The organism is Sanguibacter biliveldensis, assembly GCF_033798665.1.
In the GTDB taxonomy this organism is placed as follows: Bacteria; Actinomycetota; Actinomycetes; order Actinomycetales; family Cellulomonadaceae; genus Sanguibacter; species Sanguibacter inulinus.
Genome location: NZ_CP138359.1, coordinates 1,432,466 through 1,449,725, shown reverse-complemented (window position 1 = coordinate 1,449,725; position 17,260 = coordinate 1,432,466). Strand labels below are relative to the sequence as shown.

The window sequence follows — 17,260 nt, the reverse complement described above, 5'->3', positions numbered from 1 at the left end:
CGTCGGCGCGGCGGCCGATCGTGGGCGCGCTCCCGCCCGCGACGGGCTCTCTCGCAGGTCCCGCGCGACACGACCTGGAGACTTCGGTAGCGTCGACGGCTCACGACCACTCGGGCGTGAGGACCGCTGCACCCGTCGCCTCTGACATCGCAGCGCACACGGATCCACGGGGGACCACGTCCATGAGAGCCACGACGGCACCAAGAGCACGCTGCGCCCGGCTCTCACCGCGAGCACGGCTGCAGGTCGGTGCCTCGCTGCTCACCGCGGGCGTCGTCGTCGCTGCCCTGCACCTGGTCGTGGACGGACCGTTCGTCGTCGCCGTGCTGGGGCTGCTCTGTGTCGCGTCCGGGAGCTCGATGATCGGGACGCAGCTCCAGCGCCGCAGCGTGGAGCGGGACCGCCTGGCACGAGAACGGCGGATCGCGGTGCAGCGCCGCCCGTGGCCCGGCACCGACGGAGGATCGGGCGACGACCCAAGACCGCGCCACGACCAGGGCTGAGACCTCAGGCCGGGCGCCCTGGGAGCACGGCCACCCCGGCCGAGGCGACGAGCGCGAAGGCCGCGAGCACGAGGGTGCGGAACCCCTCCCCCTCGACGTCGAGCCGCTCACGGGCGGTCACGCCCCAGCCATCGCGTCGCAGCCCCGAGCGCACCTCGCACAGCCGGCCCAGGAGGGGCGCACGGTCAGCGGTCGGGGGACGGCGCCTGCTGTGCGACCGTCATGCGCTCTCCGTCCGCCGGGAGACCGACACCCGGGTCTCCTCCCTCGACCGCCACGTCGGCGAAGGCGAGGGGGACGCCCTGGCCTGTCCAGGCCGACCGGCGGTCCATGAGCTGCGCGTGGACGTGCGGCTCGCTGCTGTTGCCCGAGTTGCCGCAGGCGCCGACGCGCTGCCCGGCGCGGACCCGGTCGCCCTCGCGCACGGTCACGGACCCGCGCTGGAGGTGGGCGACGAGCGCGAAGACGCCGTCGTCGCTGCGGACCACCACGTGGTTGCCGACGATGAACCGGGGCCCGCCGAGCTCGCGCAGCATGCCCTCGACCATCATGTAGCCCACCGCTGCTGTGGACGAGCGTGCGCGGTGGTCGCGCTGGCGATCGTGCACGGTGACGACGACACCGTCGACCATGGCCCGGACGTCCTGCCCGAAGGCCGGGTACTCCGTGACGTCGCGCATCGCGGCACCGCTACCGAACTCGGGACGGGCGCCGTCGACAGGCTCGTGGACCAGGTCGATCGCGTAGGCCTGGCCGTAGGCGCGCACGCCGTGGCTCGGCACCTTGGTCGCCGGGCTGTTGAGCGCCGCCCAGCGTCCCACGACGGGGCTGCGCACGACGACCGGCTCCCCCACCTGGAGGTGACGCGACGCTGGCGGCGCGACCAAGAACGCAGCCAGCATCCCCACGAGCCCCACCAGGGGCAGCAGGGAGACCACCGAGGCCACGGTCCCCGAGGGCAGGACGAGCGACAGGAGGGTCCCGGCGAGGATGGTCACCGCCGACCCGAGCAGCAGGGGTGTCCGGACCCTATACAGCGCCATCACGGCCGTGCTCATCGCTCGACCGCCACGAGGCAGACCAGGAGGGGCACGACGCGCGACGGCGGGACCTCGTAGGTCCCGCGGCCGCTCTGCCGCAGCCACCCGGCGGTGAGCAGCTGCCGCAGGTGGTGGTGCAGCTGGCCGGTCGTGCCGAGGGAGTCGATCGCGGCGAGGTCGGCGGTGGCTCTGGTCCCGGACAGCACGTGGCGCAGCAGCTCGACGCGGACGGGGTGGCCGAGCGCCGCGAACGCGGCCGCCCTGTCGGTCCAGTCGACCTCGAGGAGGCCGGCGCTGCCTGCGCCCTGCTGCCACTCGACGGGTGTCCCGTCGGGCAGTGTCACCGAGCCGGAGAGCATCACGGCACCGTCCTCGGTCGACGGGTGCTCGGGCCGCCGGGCACGCAGGCCGTCGAGCGCCCAGAACGTGTCGGGTGACGCTGGCGACCCAGCGTCGCTGGCAGGCGGCACACCCCCTCCGGGCCTCTCGTCGTCGTGCCTCTGCCGGGCCTCGGCCTCGAGGACGGCGACCCTGTCGTCCAGCGCCTGGATCGTCCGCAGCAGTGCGTCCATGTCGTGTGCCATGCCCGTATGCTACGTCAGAACGTTCCTACGATCTAGTGGAGCATCACTGGTGGACAGCCGTCGCCCCGTCATCCCCTGTCACTGCGACAGGTACAGCCTCCGCACCACGTCCTCGATGTCCGGCTCTTCGATCGCGACGTCGCGCACGGTCGCCCGCGCCGCGACAGCGGCGATGACCTCGGCGGCCGTCGTCAGCCCTGGCGTGAAGGCGAGCCGCTGACGCAGGCCGTCCGCCTCGACCGCCACGAGCTCGGTCCCTGGGATCCCGTGCAGGTCGGGCACCTCGGCGGCCCGACCTCCAGCCTCCCCCGCACCGCCGGCACCACCACCGACCCCGGCTCCGGCTCCGGCTCCGGCTCCGGCTCCATGAGCACCGCCGAGCAGGTCCACCACCACGACCCGCTGCGCCCCGACCCTGTCCACGAGCCCGGCGAGCGTCCCGTCGAAGGCCATCTGACCGTGGTCCACGACGAGGATCCGCTCGGTGAGGCGTTGCACGTCGTCCATGTCGTGGGTGGTGAGCAGCAGCGACGTGCCGTGCGCGGCACGCTCCTCGACGAGGAACCCGCGCAGGCGCTCCTTGGACAGGACGTCGAGGCCGATCGTCGGCTCGTCGAGGACCAGCAGCCGCGGCGAGTGCAGGAGCGCCGCCGCGATCTCTCCGCGGATGCGTTGCCCGAGCGAGAGCTGGCGGACTGGAGTGTCGAGGAACTCCCCGAGGTCGAGCCTGTCGACGAGCTCGGCCTGCCGCCGCGCCGCACGGTCGGAAGGCAGCCTGTGGATGGCGGCCAGCGCACGGAAGGACTCGTGCAGCGGCAGGTCCCACCACAGCTGGGTGCGCTGACCGAAGACGACGCCGATCTCGCGGGCGAGCTCACGGCGCTGCCGGTGCGGCTCCTTGCCGCAGGTCCGCGCGGTCCCCGCAGTCGGCACCAGGATGCCTGTGAGCATCTTGATGGTCGTCGACTTCCCCGCCCCGTTCGCGCCGATGTACCCGACGGCTGCGCCCTCGGGGACGGAGAACGTGAGGTCGTGCACGGCATGGACCGTGCGCGACGCCCGGCGCAGCCGACCGGCCGGAGCACGCACCGTGAAGTCCCTCGAGAGCCCGGCGACGTCGATGATCGGCTCGGTCATGATCCTGTCCCTGTGTAGTGGCGGAGCCCGGCCTTCCAGCCGGTGAGGGCGACGGCCCAGGCGACGACAGCGGCGACCGGCGCGAACCACCCGAGCCAGGCCGGGGTCCACGCGGGTCCTGGCTCGCCGAGCAGCAGCAGGGTCGGCAGGTAGGCGGTGAAGGCGGCGGGCAGCACGAAGGTCACGGCAGCGCGCAACGGCGTGGTGAACACCGACGTGGGGTAAGAGGCAGCGTTCGACCCGCCGTAGACGAAGGCGTTGGTGAACTCGGCGCCGTCGACGAGCCAGAACTGGGCCGCCGCGGCCGCGACGAAGACCGCCGCGAAGATCACCGCCCCGACCAGCGGGATCGCGACCACGAGCAGGGCAGCACCCCACCCCCAGTCGATGCCTGCCTGCGGCAGCGCGACCGCGAGGATCGCGACACCCACGGCGCAGCGTCCGAGCCTGCGCAGCTGCACGTCGCTCGTGACGAGCTGCCCGAGGACCGACAACGGTCTGAGCAAGAAGGCGTCGAGCGTCCCCGACCGCAGATAGGTGGGCAGGGCGTCGACGTGCCCGACCACGATGTCGGCGAGCGAGAAGCCGAGGTTGGCGAAGGCGAAGACGAGCGCGACGCCGGCGAAGTCGAGGCCGCCGAGCTGCGTGACATTCGTGAAGATCACGTACACCGAGAGGAACTCGAGGAGACCGACCCCCGCAGAGCCGGCGACGTCGAGCGCGAAGGACCGCCTGTAGGCGAGCTGGGACCGGATGCGCGAGGACAGGACCGCGCGGTACGGGGCGAGGTCAGCCACCCTGGACCACCAGCCTGCGGACGCCGCGGGCGAGCACGACGCGGCCGAGCAGCAGGACCCCGAGGAACCACGCGACCTGCACACCGATGACTCCGAGCGCCTCGATGCCCTGCACCCGTCCGGCGAGCAGGTCGACAGGCGCCTGGACCATCGAGGGGAAGGGCGAGGCCGCGGCGATCCGCGCGAGCCAGTCGGGGAACCAGTGCACGGGGACCGTAAGCCCGCTGAGCGCACCGACGGCGACCATGTGCAGCGTGAGCACCCCGCGCAGCTCGACCAGCCAGAAGGCCGCGAGGTTCACGAGCCAGCGGCAGGCGAAGGACACGCAGACCCCGAGCGCCAGGGCGATCAGGCCCAGGACGTAGGGCAGGACCGTCGTGGGCAGAGCCAGCCCCGTCACCAGCGCCCCGACGAGCAGCGGCGGGAGCCCGCGCGGGAGCACCTGGAAGGCAGCGCGCCCGAGGTCACCCGCGAGGTAGGTCATCTGCAGGTCGACAGGCCGCGCGAGGTCGACGGCGATGTCCCCGCTGCGGATGCGCAGCGCCAGCTCGTTCCAGGTCCACACGTTGACGGGCGTGAGGACCGCCTGGGTCAGCCAGGCGTACGTGGCCCCCTCGAGAGCCCCGTACCCGGCGAGCTCACCGCCCGCGGCTCCGATGACCGCCATGGTGATCGGCGCCCGCAGCAGCCCGAAGACCGAGTTGGTGAAGGCCCCGGCCGCAGTCGCCAGACGGTACGCCGAATAACGCCGGAAACCGAGCGCGGCGAAGACGACGTACGTGCGGAGTGGGTTCATGAGGACCGGTCACATTACCGCACGCCGCCTGCGACGTGACGGCGCAGGCGTCAGTCGCGGCTCTTCATGTCCCGGGGGCGGGGGGCGTGGAGGTCGTAGCGGACCCCGAGGAGCCGGACCGCGAAGCACACGGCCGCAGCGACGACGGTCCACGGGAGCAACGGCAGACCGCCTGCGTCGAAGGCGGCGGTCAGGCCCGCGGCGATCAGCGCGGGGACGGCGTACAAGCCCGAGTGCAGGACCGCAGGCACCTGACGCACCATGACGTCGCGCAGCGTGCCACCGCCCACGGCGGTCACGCCGCCGAGGATGATCGCCTGCGTCGCGCCGAGCCCCCACTCGAGCCCTTTGAGGGTGCCCGTGACGGCGAAGAGGCTGAGCCCGGCGGCGTCGAGCACGTTGATGGGTGTCGCGAGCTTCTCGAGGCGCTGCCCTAGCACGAAGGCGATGAGCCCTCCGAGCGCGGCGACCGCGAGGTACCGGCCGTCGAGGAAGGTCGCGGGCGGCAGGTCGTCGAGCAAGATGTCGCGGATGAAGCCGCCGCCCAGGGCTGTCATCATGCCCAGCGTCACGATGCCCACGATGTCGAGCCGCGCCGTGCGGACCGCGGTCATCGCGCCGTTGATCGCGAAGGCCAGCGTGCCCAGGAGGTCGAGGGAGACCAGGGCGGTCGAGGCTGAAGGCATGGGGCAGGTCTACCGGAGCGCGATCCAGATGAGCAACTGCGTGACGAGGAAGCCCGAGACCATGTTGAGCCAGAGGAACCTGCGCCAGCCGGCGTTCGCCCGCTCGCAGTCTGCGTCTGCCAGTCGCCGGAACGGCGCGATGTTCACGAGGTAGATCACCGGCACGACGGCCGCGAGGACGCCGGGCCACCCGGCGCCGATCATCAGCAGCGCCGACGCCGCATACGCGGCCATCGCGAAGAGCACGGTGCGCGAGGCACCGAAGACTGTCCCGATCGACGCGATGTCGGCCTCGCGGTCTGCCTCGATGTCCTGCACGGCGCCGAAGGCCTGCGAGGCGACGCCCCACAGGAAGAAGGCCGCGAGGGTGAAGACCACGGGCCCCGAGAAGGACGACCCCGCGTACACGAGCCCCACGACGGCAGGGCTGACGAAGTGGGTGCTCGACGTGAGCGAGTCGAGGACCGGCCGCTCCTTGAAGCGCAGACCCGGGGCCGAGTACGCGACGACGGCGAAGACGCTCACCGCGAGAGTCACCAGGCACGCGGCCGGGCTGATCCCCTCAGGCCCGCCGAAGGTCGGCCAGGCGAAGGCCGCGGCGACGAAGAACACGAGGAAGGGCAGGTTGCTCAGCACCGCAGACCACAGCGTCACCCTGTGCATGCGGCGGTCGAGGACGATGCCCTCGACGCCGCCCTTGCGGGGGTTGCGCAGGTCCGACTCGTAGTCGAACACGTCGTTGATCCCATACATCAGCAGGTTGTACGGGATGAGGAAGTACAGCGTCCCGACGACGAAGGTCGCCGTGATGCCGCCGCCGCTCATGAGGTACGCAGCCGCGAAGGGGTAAGCCGTGTTGACCCAGCTGATAGGGCGCGAGGACCCGATCACCGAGGCGACGACAGACCCGCCCGAGCTCTGCGGGGTGTGTGCGGTGCTGCTCGTGGGGGTGCTCACCGTTCGTCCTTCCGTCCCAGCCAGGTCCACAGCGCGGGCAGCAGCAGCCCTGCGGCGATCGGCCACGCGAGGTCTTCGACAGGTGTCAGCCACAGGTCGAGGCCGATCATGAGGTCGTCGTCGTAGCGGAACAGGTCCGCCATGATCATGAGCGAGTCGAAGACGACCGTCAGCACGGCGAGGACGACGACCACGAGGGCGACCGCCTGCCACCACCGAGGTCCGACCCCGGCACGGCGCGTGAGCACCACGGCCACGACACCGGCGACCGCGAGGAACACGAGGTTCAGCTGCGCGTAGCTCATCCGCGCACCTGCGCCCGCGGCCGGACGACGAAGCGCCGCACGATGCCGAACAGCACCATCGTGCAGTAGCAGAGGAAGGTGATGAAGACGAGCTCTTCGGGCGGGAAGTCCGGTGCGATCTCGAGGCCTGTCATCCCCGGGCTGTCGCCCCTGTAGAAGACGCCCGACAGGATGCCCGAGACGTCCCACAGCAGGAACATGACGATGCCCGCGCCGAGCACGATCGAGGCACGGCGCGCGTCTGCCCAGAAGAACAGCCTCCAGCGGAAGTCCATGAGCACCATCGCACCGAGCGACAGGAGCAGCGCGCCGAGATACTCCCAGCCCGTCACAGGGGTTCCGCCAGCGGGCCTGTCGACGTGTCCCCGCGCAGGCGCTTGAGCGCGATCTCCGCGGAGATGAGGCACATCGGCAGCCCGATGCCGGGGATGGTCGTCCCGCCGGCGTAGAGCAGCCCGTCGACGAGGGCGGAGGCGTTGCTCCCGCGCAGGAAGGCACTCTGCTTCCAGGTGTGCGCAGGGCCGAGGGCACCCCCGGACCAGGAGTTGAAGTCCGCCACGAAGTCGGCCGGCCCGACGGTCCGCCGGACGGTCACCCGCGACAGGAGGTCGGGGATGCCCGCCCACTCGGCGAGCTGGGCGATCGCCGCGTCTGCGGCCTTCTCGACGAGCGGGTCACCCGAGCCGTCGTCGCCGCCCCGGCCGATCGTGGGGTCTGGCGGGACGGGCACGAGGAAGAAGAGGTTCTCGGAGCCTGCGGGCGCGACGGTCGCGTCCGTCGCCGACGGGCGGCACACGTAGATCGACGCAGGGTCGGGGACGGCTGTGTGCTCGCCGAAGATGTCGTCGAAGTTCTTCTGCCAGTCGGCCGTGAAGAACAACGAGTGGTGCGCGAGCTGGGGCAGCTCCCCCTCGACGCCGAGGTAGACGAGCACGGCGCCCGGGCCGGACTCGCGCGAGTCCCACCACCGCTGCGGGTAGGTCTGCAGGTCGGGCGGCAGGAGCGTGGTCTCGGTGTGGTGCACGTCAGCTCCGCTCACCACGACGTCGGCGTCGATCGTCTCGACCGAGCCGTCGGCGAGGGTGTACCGGACCCCGGTCACGGCAGCACGACGACGCCACCCAGCCGTGCGGCGACGCCCCGAGACCGCTGTGCCGAGCGGCCCCGTGACGATCTCGGTGACTCGTGCACCGGTCCGCACCTCGACACCCTCGGCCCGGGCGAGGCGCTCGATCGCCGTGATGATCGTGGTGAAGCCGCCCTGCGGGTACTGCACGCCGTCGGCGAGGTCCAGGTGGCTCATCAGGTGGTACATGCTCGGTGCGCGATCGGGCGAGGACCCGAGGAACACTGCCGGGTAGCCGAGGATCTGGCGCAGCGTGCGGTGCCTGAAGGACTTGGCGACGAAGCCCTCGAGCGGGCGCAGCAGCAACGAGACGAGCTGTCCGGCACGCGCGACGACGTCACGCCGGGCGAGCACGAGCTTCGACTGGAAGGACGTGTAGAGGAAGGTCTCGACGGCGATGTCGTAGGTCCGGCGCGCCGACGCGAGGTACCGGCGCAGCTGTTCACCGGCCCCGGGCTCGATCGACTCGAAGGTCGCGACGTTCGTCTCCAGGTCAGGGCTGACGTCGACGGGCGCGTCGGCACCCTCGGCGAACACCCTGTACCCGGGGTCGAGCACCGTGAGGTCGAGCTGCTCCGCGGCGCTCGTCCCGAGCAGCCTGAAGTAGTGGTCGAAGACCTCGGGCATGAGGTACCAGGACGGTCCGGTGTCGAACCTGAAGCCGTCTTTCTCCCACGACCCCGTCCGGCCGCCGACGACGTCGTTCTTCTCGAGGACCGTCACGTCGTGCCCGTCCCGCGCGAAGAGACCGGCGGTCGCCAGCCCTGCGATCCCAGCGCCGATGACGACGACCTTGCTCATGCGATCGATCCTCTTCTCAGTGCGGCCGCGAGGATGCGGGCCTTGGTCGGCGCCGGGACGCGGACGCGTGTGCGCAGCAGCTCCGCGGCAGGGACTGCCGCGACGCGACGGTTGAGCTCGGAGAACAGGCCGTGGGCCGCGGAGACCGCGGTCCGGCTGTTCGACGGGAGCCGTGGGATCACCGTAGCGGCTCGGTCGAGGTCGGCCTGCACGTCGGCGACGAGCACGTCACGGTCCGCGTCCGAGAAGGCCGTGAGGTCGAGCCCGGGGAAGTACGTCCGACCGAGGTCGTCGTGGTCGGCCGCGAGGTCCCGCAAGAAGTTGATCTTCTGGAAGGCCGCACCGAGGCTCCGGGCACCCGGGGTGAGATCGGCGACGTCGGTCCGCCCCTCGGCCCCGAGGAACACGTCGAGGCACATGAGGCCGACCACCTCGGCCGAGCCGTAGATGTACTCGTCGAGAGACTCCGGCGTGTGGACCGAGCGGGTCAGGTCTGTGCGCATCGAGGCGAAGAAGGCCCGCACGTGGTCGCGGTCCAGACCGAAGCGCCGCGCGGTGATCGCGAAGGCGTGCACGACGAGGTTGGTGCTGTACCCCGTCTCCATCGCCTCGTAGGTCTCGCGCTCGAGGTCGTCGAGCTGCCGGGTGCTGCGGGCAGGGTCGAGGGCCGCGAGCGGGCCGTCGACGATCTCGTCGGCGAGGCGCACGAGCGCGTAGATGTTGCGGACGTGACCGCGCACAGGGCGGTGCAGGAGGCGGCTCGCCCACCCGAAGGAGGTCGAGTAGCCCTCGATGACCACGGCGGCGCTCGCCTGCGCGACGGCGTCGTAGCGCGGGTCGCGGAGCTCCCGCGGCTCCTCGCCGCGGCGACCTGCGGGCTGGTTCTCCCCTGTCACGGACCGGTCCCCCGTCACGCTGCTCGGCGCGCGAGGTCGCGCGTGACGGACTCGAACCAGCCTGTGAAACCGTCGGGCAGGGAGATCTCGTCGGCGAGCCGGCGCGCCGAGGCGAGGTGCTCGGCGGCGAAGTCTTCGATGAAGGTCTTCGAGCCGGCTGCCTCGAGGGCCTCACGGACGGCGTCGACCCCGTCGTGGGTGAGGTCTGCGTCGCCGACAAAACGGCTGATGGTCGGCCACGCGTCGGTCTGGCGGGCGTGGGCCATGAGCGGCGTGAGCTTGCCCTCGCGCAGGTCGGTCAGCGCGCTCTTGCCCGTGGTCTGCTCGTCGCCGAACACGCCGTCGAGGTCGTCGAGCAGCTGGAAGGCCGTGCCGAGCAGCCGCCCGACGTGGCTGAGCCACTCGATCGTCCGCAGGTCCGCACCTGCGAGGACAGCGCCGGCCTGGAGCGGCAGCTCGAAGGAGTACACGGCGGTCTTGTGGGCGGCCATCGCGACGATGTCGGCGAGCCCGACAGGTGCCAGGTCGAGGCTGTAGCGGACGTCCGAGAGCTCTCCGGCAGCCGTCACGTACACGGCGTGGTCGAAGAGCCTGACGAGGTCGCGGCGGGTGCCCGACGGTGCCGCGCTGAAGGCGACGAGCCTGTGCGCGCCGGTGAGCGCGAGGTCTCCGGCGAGGATGCCGGCGGCGGCGCCGAGGTTCTCGGCGCGCGCCTCGTCGGCACCCTCGGTGCGGGCACGCTGCGCGAAGGTGCCCGACACGTTGAGCCGCCCACGACGGACGACGTCGTGGTCGATCACGTCGTCGTGCACGACGAAGGCGGTGTGCAGCAGCTCGACCGCGGCACCGATGGTCGCGGCGAGAGCCGGGTCGGAGCCTCCGAGCTGGTCGTACACGCCGGTGAGCAGCAGCGGGCGCAGGCGCTTGCCGCCCTCGGAGGCGGACCGCAGGCTCTGCCACAGCGCCGTGTAGTCCGGGCCGTAGGCGTCGGCGTGGCTGATCGCGTCGTCGAAGAACTCCTCGAGCACGCTGTCCACGGTGACGCTCTGGGGCGCAGCGCCCTGCCCGTCCCGCGCCGTCGAGGCGTCAGGCCGCGAGGTCGGGGCAGGTCCGGTTGCCAGCGTGTCCCCTGCCGGGTGCGGACCACCCGGGTGCGGGTGGTCCGTCGTGCTGGTCATCGACGCTCCGCCCCGAGGTCGATCTCGCCGAGCTGGTTGAGCTGGCTGACCATCCACGGGCTGAAGGCCCACGGGGTCGCGGTGATGGCCGTCCCGAGGTCCTGCATGCTCGTCCACGCGAGGTCCATGACCTCGTCGGGGTTCGGCTCGCAGTCCTGGGTGGTCGTGGCGAAGAAGACCGGGCAGATCTCGTTCTCGACGACGCCCGAGGCGTCGACCGCGCGGTAGCGGAAGTCGGGGAGCACCATCTCGATGCCGGAGACCTCGAGGCCGAGCTCGTGCGCGGCGTGACGGCGGATCGCGTCGGTCATCTCCTCGCCGAAGCGCGGGTGCCCGCAGAAGGAGTTGGTCCACACCCCTGGCCACGTGCGCTTGGCGAGCGCGCGGCGGGTGAGCAGGACCTGACCGTCCTCGCGGAGCAGGTAGCACGAGAAGGCGAGGTGCAAGGGGGTGTCGAGACCGTGGACCGTGGCGCGGGGCGTGTGCCCGATACGGCTGCCGTCCTCGGCGAGGAGGATCACGTGGTCGTGGACGGGGGCGGCCTCGGTGGCCTGGGCTGAGCCCTGGTCGGACGTGGCTGTCGTCACGGGTGACCTCCTGGTGTCTGCGAGGACCTGTTCGGTCGGTCGGTCAAGCGTTCGCTAGCCAAACTACTTACTTCTCAAGGTAACATAATGGCGTGACCCCATCGGAGCAAACCGACGACGGCCCTGGGTACTGGTACGACAACAGTGACTCTGTGGTCGAGATCCTGCACGCGCTGAGGCGGTTCCGCCAGAGCGACCAGGGCATGCGCCGCCGGATGAGCGCCGACATGGGCATGAACGAGACCGACATGCAGGCGCTCCAGTTCGTCGTGATCTCGACCAGCAACGGAGACCACGCGACCCCGCGCGCCCTGTCAAAGTTCCTGGGGATCTCGAGCGCGTCGACCACCAAGCTGCTCGACAGGCTGTCCGCCTCGGACTACCTCGAGCGCCACCCCCACCCGACAGACCGCCGCGGGCTCGTGATCACCGCGACCCAGCACGCGCACGACGAGCTGCACGCCCGCATGACGGGCATGCACCGAGCGTTGCGTGAGCTCGCCGAGAAGGTGCCCCCTGAGTCACGCCGAGACGTGGTCGACTTCCTCGTCTCGGTCTCCAGCCACCTCGAGACCGAGGGCGGCGTCAAGGCCGAACCTGGCACAGCAGGACCGACGAGCGTCGAGGCCGTCACGGCTCTCGGCTCGGTCGACTGACGTCGGGGCCGCTGAAGCTCTCCTCCACAGCGCCCGGACGGCTCGCGAGGGCCAGCGAGACCACGGATAGGGTGGCGGGATGACTCTGAGCCTCGAGGCGTCCGCCGCCGTCTGGTCACCGTCCGCGCCTGCCCGGGACGACGCTCCACTGCTGGTCCTGCTGCACGGCTACGGCTCGCACGAGCACGATCTCGTCGGCCTCGTGCCGCACCTGCCGCGGTCTCTGCGGTCGGTCGCGGTCCGGGCGCCGCTGACCGCCGGACCTGGGTACGCCTGGGTGCCGATCGTCGACCCCGGCCGTCCTGACCCTGCTGCCACGCAGGACGCGGCCGAGGCCGTGCTGACCTGGCTCGACGAGCACGTCCCGGCCAGCACGCCAGTCGCGCTGCTCGGGTTCTCCCAGGGTGGGCTCATGGTGACGCACCTGCTGCGGAACCGTCCGGACAGGTTCTTCGCCGGTGTCGTGCTGTCGGGGTTCACCGCTGACGTCGAGCTGCCAGGCGACGCTGCCCTCGCCGAGACCGCCCCCCCGGTGTTCTTCGGCCGCGGGGATGTCGACCCCGTCATCACGCCCGAGGCCTTCGCCCGGACGAGCGCGTGGCTGCCCGAGCACATGACGCTGACCGAGGTCATCTACCCGGGGCTCGCGCACGGGATCTCCCAGCAGGAGCTCGCCGACGTCGCCAGGTTCCTCACCGGGGTCCTGCCAGGCTGAGCCTGCGGTCGACGCCTGGACTCGCAGGCCCGGCCGACGTCAGGACTCGCTGGTCCGGTCGACCTCAGGACTCGCAGGTCTTGTCGACGTAGTCGTAGACGGCCGTGCGAGCGGTCATGAACTCGTCAGCGAGCACCGCCTCGGTCGCGTCGCTGACCTTCTGCTGGTCAGTCCCGCTGGTGAAGTACTCGCCGACCTGGACGACTGTCGCCGTCATCGTGTCCCACGCGTCGGCGATCTCCTCGGGGGCGTCGGCAGACTCCATCTGCTCGCCCGCCTCGGTCCAGGCTGTCGCAGCCTCTTCCATCGTCTGATCACCTGTCGCAGAGATGGCCGTCCGGGCGTCGGTCGCGACGTCGCAGAAGTCGTCACCGCTCGAGCAAGCGGCGGGGACGAGGAGGACTGCGCACCCGAGGAGGGCCGCTGCGGTGCGCTGCGGGAGGTTCATGGGCTCATCGTCGCCCGACCCGCAGCGATCGCGCCACGGGGAGAGGTCTCCATGCGACCCGTGAAGCGCCCTACTCCAGCGTGTTGTGCCCAAAACCCTGGAGGAACTTCGGCCCGTCGGCCGCAAGCTCGCGCGCGAAGGCGTCGGCCCACCCGCCGAAGGGCGTGTGCGACAGGGACTCGTTCGAGAACCGGCGGTCGTCGGTGACCTCCGTGACGCAGAACGACGGGATGCTGAGGTCCGTCACGGGGCCTCCGCGCTCGCACTCCGCGACGATCAGCGGCCGGTTCGCGCCGCCGAACACGTCGACCACCCACCCGTCACCGCCGAGCCACAGGGCGTAGCGGTTCTTGATGATGCGCTTGCCACCCAGCCGGATCATGTCGAGGCCGACGTTGACGTCGATCTCGCGCTCGGCCTCGTAGCGGGTGCCGCCGTTCATCGGCCCTTTGACGGTGATGGCGCAGAACTCGAACTCGCTCGCGAAGTCGCCGAGCACCTGGAGCTCGTCCTCGGTGCCGTCGAGCGGCAGCAGGACCGTGCTCGACTGCACGCGCATACGCATCGCATAACCCTCAGCAGCGAGGTAGTAGCTCTGCACGATGAGCTCTGGGTCGGGCTCGTTGAGCACAGCGGGTGGGAGCTCGTCGACGAAGAACCGCCGCTCGAACTCGAAGTCACCAAATCCGCAGTCGCTCATCGTCTCCCTCCCGCTCCGTCGTCTGTCTCTGTCATCAGTCTCGTGCGTGCAGACCGGCAGTGCGTGCAGACCCGCCGCCGGGGCTGAAGGGCGCCCGACCGGCCCGGACACGCCGGAAGTACCAGTCTGCCCCTCCCCGCCTCAGGGCACCAGGGGCTGTGGACGGCGCTCCGGGGTACGTGGCACCCCGGGGTGCGCCCGGGGGCAAGACGCACGAGACTGGGCCGATGATCTCCACCGACCTCGCCCGCGACCTCGCACTGGCCGGTCTGCGCTGGCACCCCGCCCCCGGCGACAGGTTCACCCTCGAGGCCGAAGACCTCGACGAGGTGGTCTACACAGTCAGCGAGCTGACCATCGAGGTGCACGAGTACCCGACCGGGACGATCCTCGGCTTCAACGGCACGACCGAGTGGGCCCTCGACTCCGTCGACATGGACCAGACGCTCTGGCTGCCCTCCGAGGAACAGCTCCGGGCGCTGCTCGGCGCGACCTTCAGGTCGCTCGCCCGGACCGATTCCGACGACTACGTCGTGACGATCACCCTGCACGGCGAGCCCGCCGAGTTCCGCGCCGACGCGGCACCCGACGCCTACGGGCAGGCCCTGCACTCGCTCATCTCGGCCGCCTCCGCCGTCGACGCCTGACCGGCCCGTCAGGCCGCGGCGAGCGGGGGCAGCGCGACGAGCACAGGCGCGAACCAGTCTGGCGCGACGTCGACGGAGACGTCGCGGACGAGCGACACGGGGCGCTCGGGCACGAGGACCGGCCTCGACGCAGCCCCGACCACCTGGGTCACGGGGACCAGCTGCCCGGGTGCGTCGGCCCTGGAGGCGAGGACCGACACCAGCAGCCAGAAAGCTCCCGGCGGGACGTCCATGAGGATGAAATAGCCCTCGGGCCCCATGAGCGTCCCCGCCACGGGCACACCGTGCGCCGCACGCCGCCGGAACAGACCGACGTACACCGCAGGGCTGGGTCCCACGCTCGTGCGTGCGGCCGGGCTCAGGTGGACCGCTCCTGTGATCACCGTGCCGTCGGTCTGCGGGCCGCGGACGCTCACCGGGCGCGGCTGGCGGTCGGCGAGGGTGTGCGGCAGCCGACGGAAGTCCGTCGGGCTCAGGCCGACCACCTTGACGAACCGCGTGGTGAAGGTGCCGACCGAGCTGAAGCCCACGGCGTTGCAGATGTCGATCACCTTGTCCTCGCCCGCGAGCAGCATCTGCTTGGCGCGCTGGAACCTGTGGGCCGCGAGGAACTGACCGGGCGGCATGCCGACGTACCTCTCGAAGGACCTCGCGACGTGGAACGGGCTGTAGCCGACATGGTCGGCGAGGTCGTGCAGGGTCACCGGCTCGTCGGAGTGCTCGACCAGGAAGCGTGCGGCACTGACGATCGTCAGGTACATCCGCCCACCCCGCCGAGCCGCCGGATCTGCCGTGGTGTCATGATCCCGATCATGCCCAGGTGTGCCATGGATCACAAGACCTCCATGTCCGGCCGGTACTGTGCCTTGACGCGCGCGACGCGCGTCACCCTGCTGGGGTCTCCCCCGGCAGGGCAGGGGGCGACACCGAGGAGATCGACCTGTGCCTGAGCAGCTCATGTGGGAACCCGACGTCTCGCGGGGCGAGTGGTTGCGCCCGATGGAGTCCGAGCCCTTCGCCTCGATCCTCTCGGTCGTGCCACGAGGCTTCGAGGCCTACGCACGGATCTTCCACACGGTCGAGCGAGACCGGCCCCGCGCGACAGGGACGTGGCACGGGGTCGAGGAAGAGTCTCTCTTCGCCGGGGTCACCGACATCGAGGCGGCGCTCGAGACCGGACGCACCACGTGGGCGGAGGTCGCCGCAGCCTTCGGCACGACCATGCACAGCGAGGCGCAGTACGCGCGGCTCGTCGGGCTCGGGAGGTGGGAGGAGTCCCAGACTGTGGCCCCCGACGGCTGGCGCTACGACATGCCCCCGGAGGGCAGCTGCGACCCTGACTCCTTCACAGCTGCAGCACGTGTCCTCGCACGTCACACCACCACACCGTCCGCCGGCGTCGCCGCGGTCTGGGAGGGCTGGGGCGGACTCATGAGCTCTGCGGGCTACGCCACGTACACCGCCGAGATTCCGGACCCGACCACCGACGACCGTGGTCTCCGGTCGGCGGTCCGGGCTGCAGGCACACGACTGCGCGCCACGCTGCGCCGAGCGCTCACCCGTGTGAGGTGGGCGACGACGGACCGGATCGCTCTCTTCCACCGAGACCCCGAGCCTGGCACCGGCCTGCTGTCCCACGAGATCGCGAGCGGACCGACCTTCGACCTGCACGGCGGCACCGGGCGCACCTACGTGCTCTTCCAGGCCGGCGCAGACGACTTCGCCGACCCGGCGTGGGGCGACCGGGCTCCCTGGGTCCGCCCGGGCTGGTCGCCGCAGACGCCCAGCATGGTCTGGCCCGAGGACCACGCATGGTTCCTCGCGACCGAGATCGACTGGGACTCGACCCTCGTGGCCGGCTCGGCCGAGCTCGTCCGAGAGCTGGTCGAGACCCCGGGCCTCGAGGTGCTGGCCATCGACCCCGACGCCCGCCTGACCAGCGACGGCGACACGATCAACCCGGCCCCAGAGACGGAGACAGCATGAGTGCCGACGACTACGACAGGTTCGCTGACGACTACGAGGCGGAGAACGCGACGAGCCTGCTGAACGCCTGCTACGAGCGCCCCGCCGTGCTGGACCTGGTCGGCGACGTGCAGGGCAGGCGCATCCTCGACGCCGGGTGCGGGTCCGGGCCGCTGGCCGCCGAGCTCGTCGCCCGTGGCGCGGACGTCACCGGCTTCGACGGGAGCCCGGCGATGATCGACCTGGCTCGCCGCAGGCTGGGTGGCACGGTCCCGCTGACCGTGCACGACCTGGCGGAGCCGTTGCCCTACGAGGACGAGTCCTACGACGTGGTCGTCGCCTCCCTGGTGCTGCACTACCTCGAGGACTGGGACGGGCCGCTCGCCGAGCTCCGACGCGTCCTGCGGCCGGGCGGCCGGCTCGTCGCCTCTGTCAACCACCCGTTCGCCCAGGTGCTCAACGCTCCCGAGGACGACTACTTCAAGACCAGGCTCTACTCCGAGGACGTCGAGCTCAACGGCCAGACGACCGAGCTGACCTTCTGGCACCGCCCGCTCCGGGAGGTCGTCCGGGCAGTGACCGACGCGGGTCTCGACCTGCGCGTCCTCGACGAGCCAGGACCGTCGAAGGACACCCCACCCGAGCTCATGCCCCCACGGATCGCGAGCGGGGAGCGGAGCGCGTTCTTCTGCTTCTTGTTCGTCGTCGCCGAGCGCCCCGGTGTGGTCCACTAGGG

At 71.1% G+C, this 17,260-nt stretch carries 22 protein-coding genes; 6 read left to right on the top strand and 16 right to left on the bottom strand.

Annotation, left to right across the window (positions count from 1 at the left end):
• Window positions 1–182 precede the first annotated feature (182 nt).
• A complete protein-coding gene (locus tag SANBI_RS06295) occupies window positions 183–503 on the top strand; it encodes a hypothetical protein (protein ID WP_319160021.1) in 321 nt (106 codons plus the stop codon).
• A gap of 185 nt (window positions 504–688) precedes the next feature.
• Here SANBI_RS06295 and SANBI_RS06290 read toward each other — a convergent pair whose 3' ends face one another.
• The 13 genes from SANBI_RS06290 to idi all read right to left on the bottom strand — a co-directional run bounded on the left by SANBI_RS06290 (window position 689) and on the right by idi (window position 11,393).
• The gene (locus SANBI_RS06290; protein ID WP_319160019.1) at window positions 689–1,561 is read right to left on the bottom strand and encodes a M23 family metallopeptidase; all 873 of its coding nucleotides are present in this window, start codon (window positions 1,559–1,561) and stop codon (window positions 689–691) included.
• The gene (locus tag SANBI_RS06285) at window positions 1,558–2,127 is read right to left on the bottom strand and encodes an ArsR/SmtB family transcription factor (RefSeq protein ID WP_319160017.1); all 570 of its coding nucleotides are present in this window, start codon (window positions 2,125–2,127) and stop codon (window positions 1,558–1,560) included. The genes SANBI_RS06290 and SANBI_RS06285 overlap by 4 nt, the downstream gene beginning before the upstream one ends.
• Before the next feature lie 78 nt (window positions 2,128–2,205).
• Window positions 2,206–3,264, bottom strand: coding sequence for an ABC transporter ATP-binding protein (locus SANBI_RS06280; protein ID WP_319160015.1), 1,059 nt, complete (start codon window positions 3,262–3,264; stop codon window positions 2,206–2,208).
• Window positions 3,261–4,061: an ABC transporter permease gene (locus SANBI_RS06275; RefSeq protein WP_319160013.1), complete on the bottom strand. Its 801-nt coding sequence runs from the start codon at window positions 4,059–4,061 to the stop codon at window positions 3,261–3,263. The genes SANBI_RS06280 and SANBI_RS06275 overlap by 4 nt, the downstream gene beginning before the upstream one ends.
• Window positions 4,054–4,857 carry an ABC transporter permease gene (locus tag SANBI_RS06270; protein WP_319160011.1) on the bottom strand — a complete coding sequence of 268 codons (804 nt, stop codon included), beginning with the start codon at window positions 4,855–4,857 and terminating at the stop codon, window positions 4,054–4,056. The genes SANBI_RS06275 and SANBI_RS06270 overlap by 8 nt, the downstream gene beginning before the upstream one ends.
• Before the next feature lie 50 nt (window positions 4,858–4,907).
• Entirely contained in the window at window positions 4,908–5,543 is a 636-nt protein-coding gene (locus tag SANBI_RS06265; RefSeq protein WP_319160009.1) for a trimeric intracellular cation channel family protein, read from the bottom strand.
• Between the two features lie 9 nt (window positions 5,544–5,552).
• Complete coding sequence (locus SANBI_RS06260; protein ID WP_319160007.1) at window positions 5,553–6,500, bottom strand: prenyltransferase; 948 nt, start codon at window positions 6,498–6,500, stop codon at window positions 5,553–5,555.
• Window positions 6,497–6,805: a lycopene cyclase domain-containing protein gene (locus SANBI_RS06255; RefSeq protein ID WP_319160005.1), complete on the bottom strand. Its 309-nt coding sequence runs from the start codon at window positions 6,803–6,805 to the stop codon at window positions 6,497–6,499. The genes SANBI_RS06260 and SANBI_RS06255 overlap by 4 nt, the downstream gene beginning before the upstream one ends.
• A complete protein-coding gene (locus SANBI_RS06250; protein WP_319160002.1) occupies window positions 6,802–7,137 on the bottom strand; it encodes a lycopene cyclase domain-containing protein in 336 nt (111 codons plus the stop codon). The genes SANBI_RS06255 and SANBI_RS06250 overlap by 4 nt, the downstream gene beginning before the upstream one ends.
• Window positions 7,134–8,732, bottom strand: coding sequence for a phytoene desaturase family protein (gene crtI, locus SANBI_RS06245; protein ID WP_319160000.1), 1,599 nt, complete (start codon window positions 8,730–8,732; stop codon window positions 7,134–7,136). The genes SANBI_RS06250 and crtI overlap by 4 nt, the downstream gene beginning before the upstream one ends.
• A complete protein-coding gene (locus SANBI_RS06240; RefSeq protein ID WP_319159998.1) occupies window positions 8,729–9,628 on the bottom strand; it encodes a phytoene/squalene synthase family protein in 900 nt (299 codons plus the stop codon). The genes crtI and SANBI_RS06240 overlap by 4 nt, the downstream gene beginning before the upstream one ends.
• Before the next feature lie 14 nt (window positions 9,629–9,642).
• A complete protein-coding gene (locus SANBI_RS06235; RefSeq protein WP_319159996.1) occupies window positions 9,643–10,806 on the bottom strand; it encodes a polyprenyl synthetase family protein in 1,164 nt (387 codons plus the stop codon).
• On the bottom strand, window positions 10,803–11,393 hold the full coding sequence (idi, locus tag SANBI_RS06230) for an isopentenyl-diphosphate Delta-isomerase (RefSeq protein WP_319159995.1): 591 nt from the start codon (window positions 11,391–11,393) through the stop codon (window positions 10,803–10,805). Before idi ends, SANBI_RS06235 begins: the two co-directional genes overlap by 4 nt.
• Before the next feature lie 92 nt (window positions 11,394–11,485).
• On the opposite strand from idi, the gene SANBI_RS06225 reads away from it, so the two are divergent.
• The gene (locus SANBI_RS06225; RefSeq protein WP_319159994.1) at window positions 11,486–12,049 is read left to right on the top strand and encodes a MarR family winged helix-turn-helix transcriptional regulator; all 564 of its coding nucleotides are present in this window, start codon (window positions 11,486–11,488) and stop codon (window positions 12,047–12,049) included.
• Window positions 12,050–12,128: 79 nt separating this feature from the next.
• Complete coding sequence (locus SANBI_RS06220; protein ID WP_319159992.1) at window positions 12,129–12,764, top strand: alpha/beta hydrolase; 636 nt, start codon at window positions 12,129–12,131, stop codon at window positions 12,762–12,764.
• A gap of 64 nt (window positions 12,765–12,828) precedes the next feature.
• Here the strand turns inward: SANBI_RS06220 and SANBI_RS06215 are convergent, their stop codons facing one another.
• Both SANBI_RS06215 and SANBI_RS06210 read right to left on the bottom strand, forming a co-directional pair.
• Complete coding sequence (locus SANBI_RS06215; RefSeq protein ID WP_319159990.1) at window positions 12,829–13,212, bottom strand: hypothetical protein; 384 nt, start codon at window positions 13,210–13,212, stop codon at window positions 12,829–12,831.
• A gap of 70 nt (window positions 13,213–13,282) precedes the next feature.
• Window positions 13,283–13,912, bottom strand: a complete 630-nt coding sequence (locus SANBI_RS06210; protein WP_319159988.1) for a CYTH domain-containing protein — start codon at window positions 13,910–13,912, stop codon at window positions 13,283–13,285.
• A gap of 227 nt (window positions 13,913–14,139) precedes the next feature.
• Between SANBI_RS06210 and SANBI_RS06205 the strand changes: the two genes are divergently transcribed.
• Window positions 14,140–14,559: a hypothetical protein gene (locus tag SANBI_RS06205; protein WP_056131433.1), complete on the top strand. Its 420-nt coding sequence runs from the start codon at window positions 14,140–14,142 to the stop codon at window positions 14,557–14,559.
• A gap of 8 nt (window positions 14,560–14,567) precedes the next feature.
• Here SANBI_RS06205 and SANBI_RS06200 read toward each other — a convergent pair whose 3' ends face one another.
• Window positions 14,568–15,320 (bottom strand): helix-turn-helix transcriptional regulator, encoded by a 753-nt coding sequence (locus SANBI_RS06200; RefSeq protein WP_319159985.1) that lies wholly within the window; start codon window positions 15,318–15,320, stop codon window positions 14,568–14,570.
• A gap of 181 nt (window positions 15,321–15,501) precedes the next feature.
• On the opposite strand from SANBI_RS06200, the gene SANBI_RS06195 reads away from it, so the two are divergent.
• Entirely contained in the window at window positions 15,502–16,545 is a 1,044-nt protein-coding gene (locus SANBI_RS06195) for a hypothetical protein (protein ID WP_319159983.1), read from the top strand.
• Window positions 16,542–17,258, top strand: a complete 717-nt coding sequence (locus tag SANBI_RS06190) for a class I SAM-dependent methyltransferase (RefSeq protein ID WP_319159981.1) — start codon at window positions 16,542–16,544, stop codon at window positions 17,256–17,258. The genes SANBI_RS06195 and SANBI_RS06190 overlap by 4 nt, the downstream gene beginning before the upstream one ends.
• The last annotated feature ends 2 nt before the right edge of the window (window positions 17,259–17,260 follow it).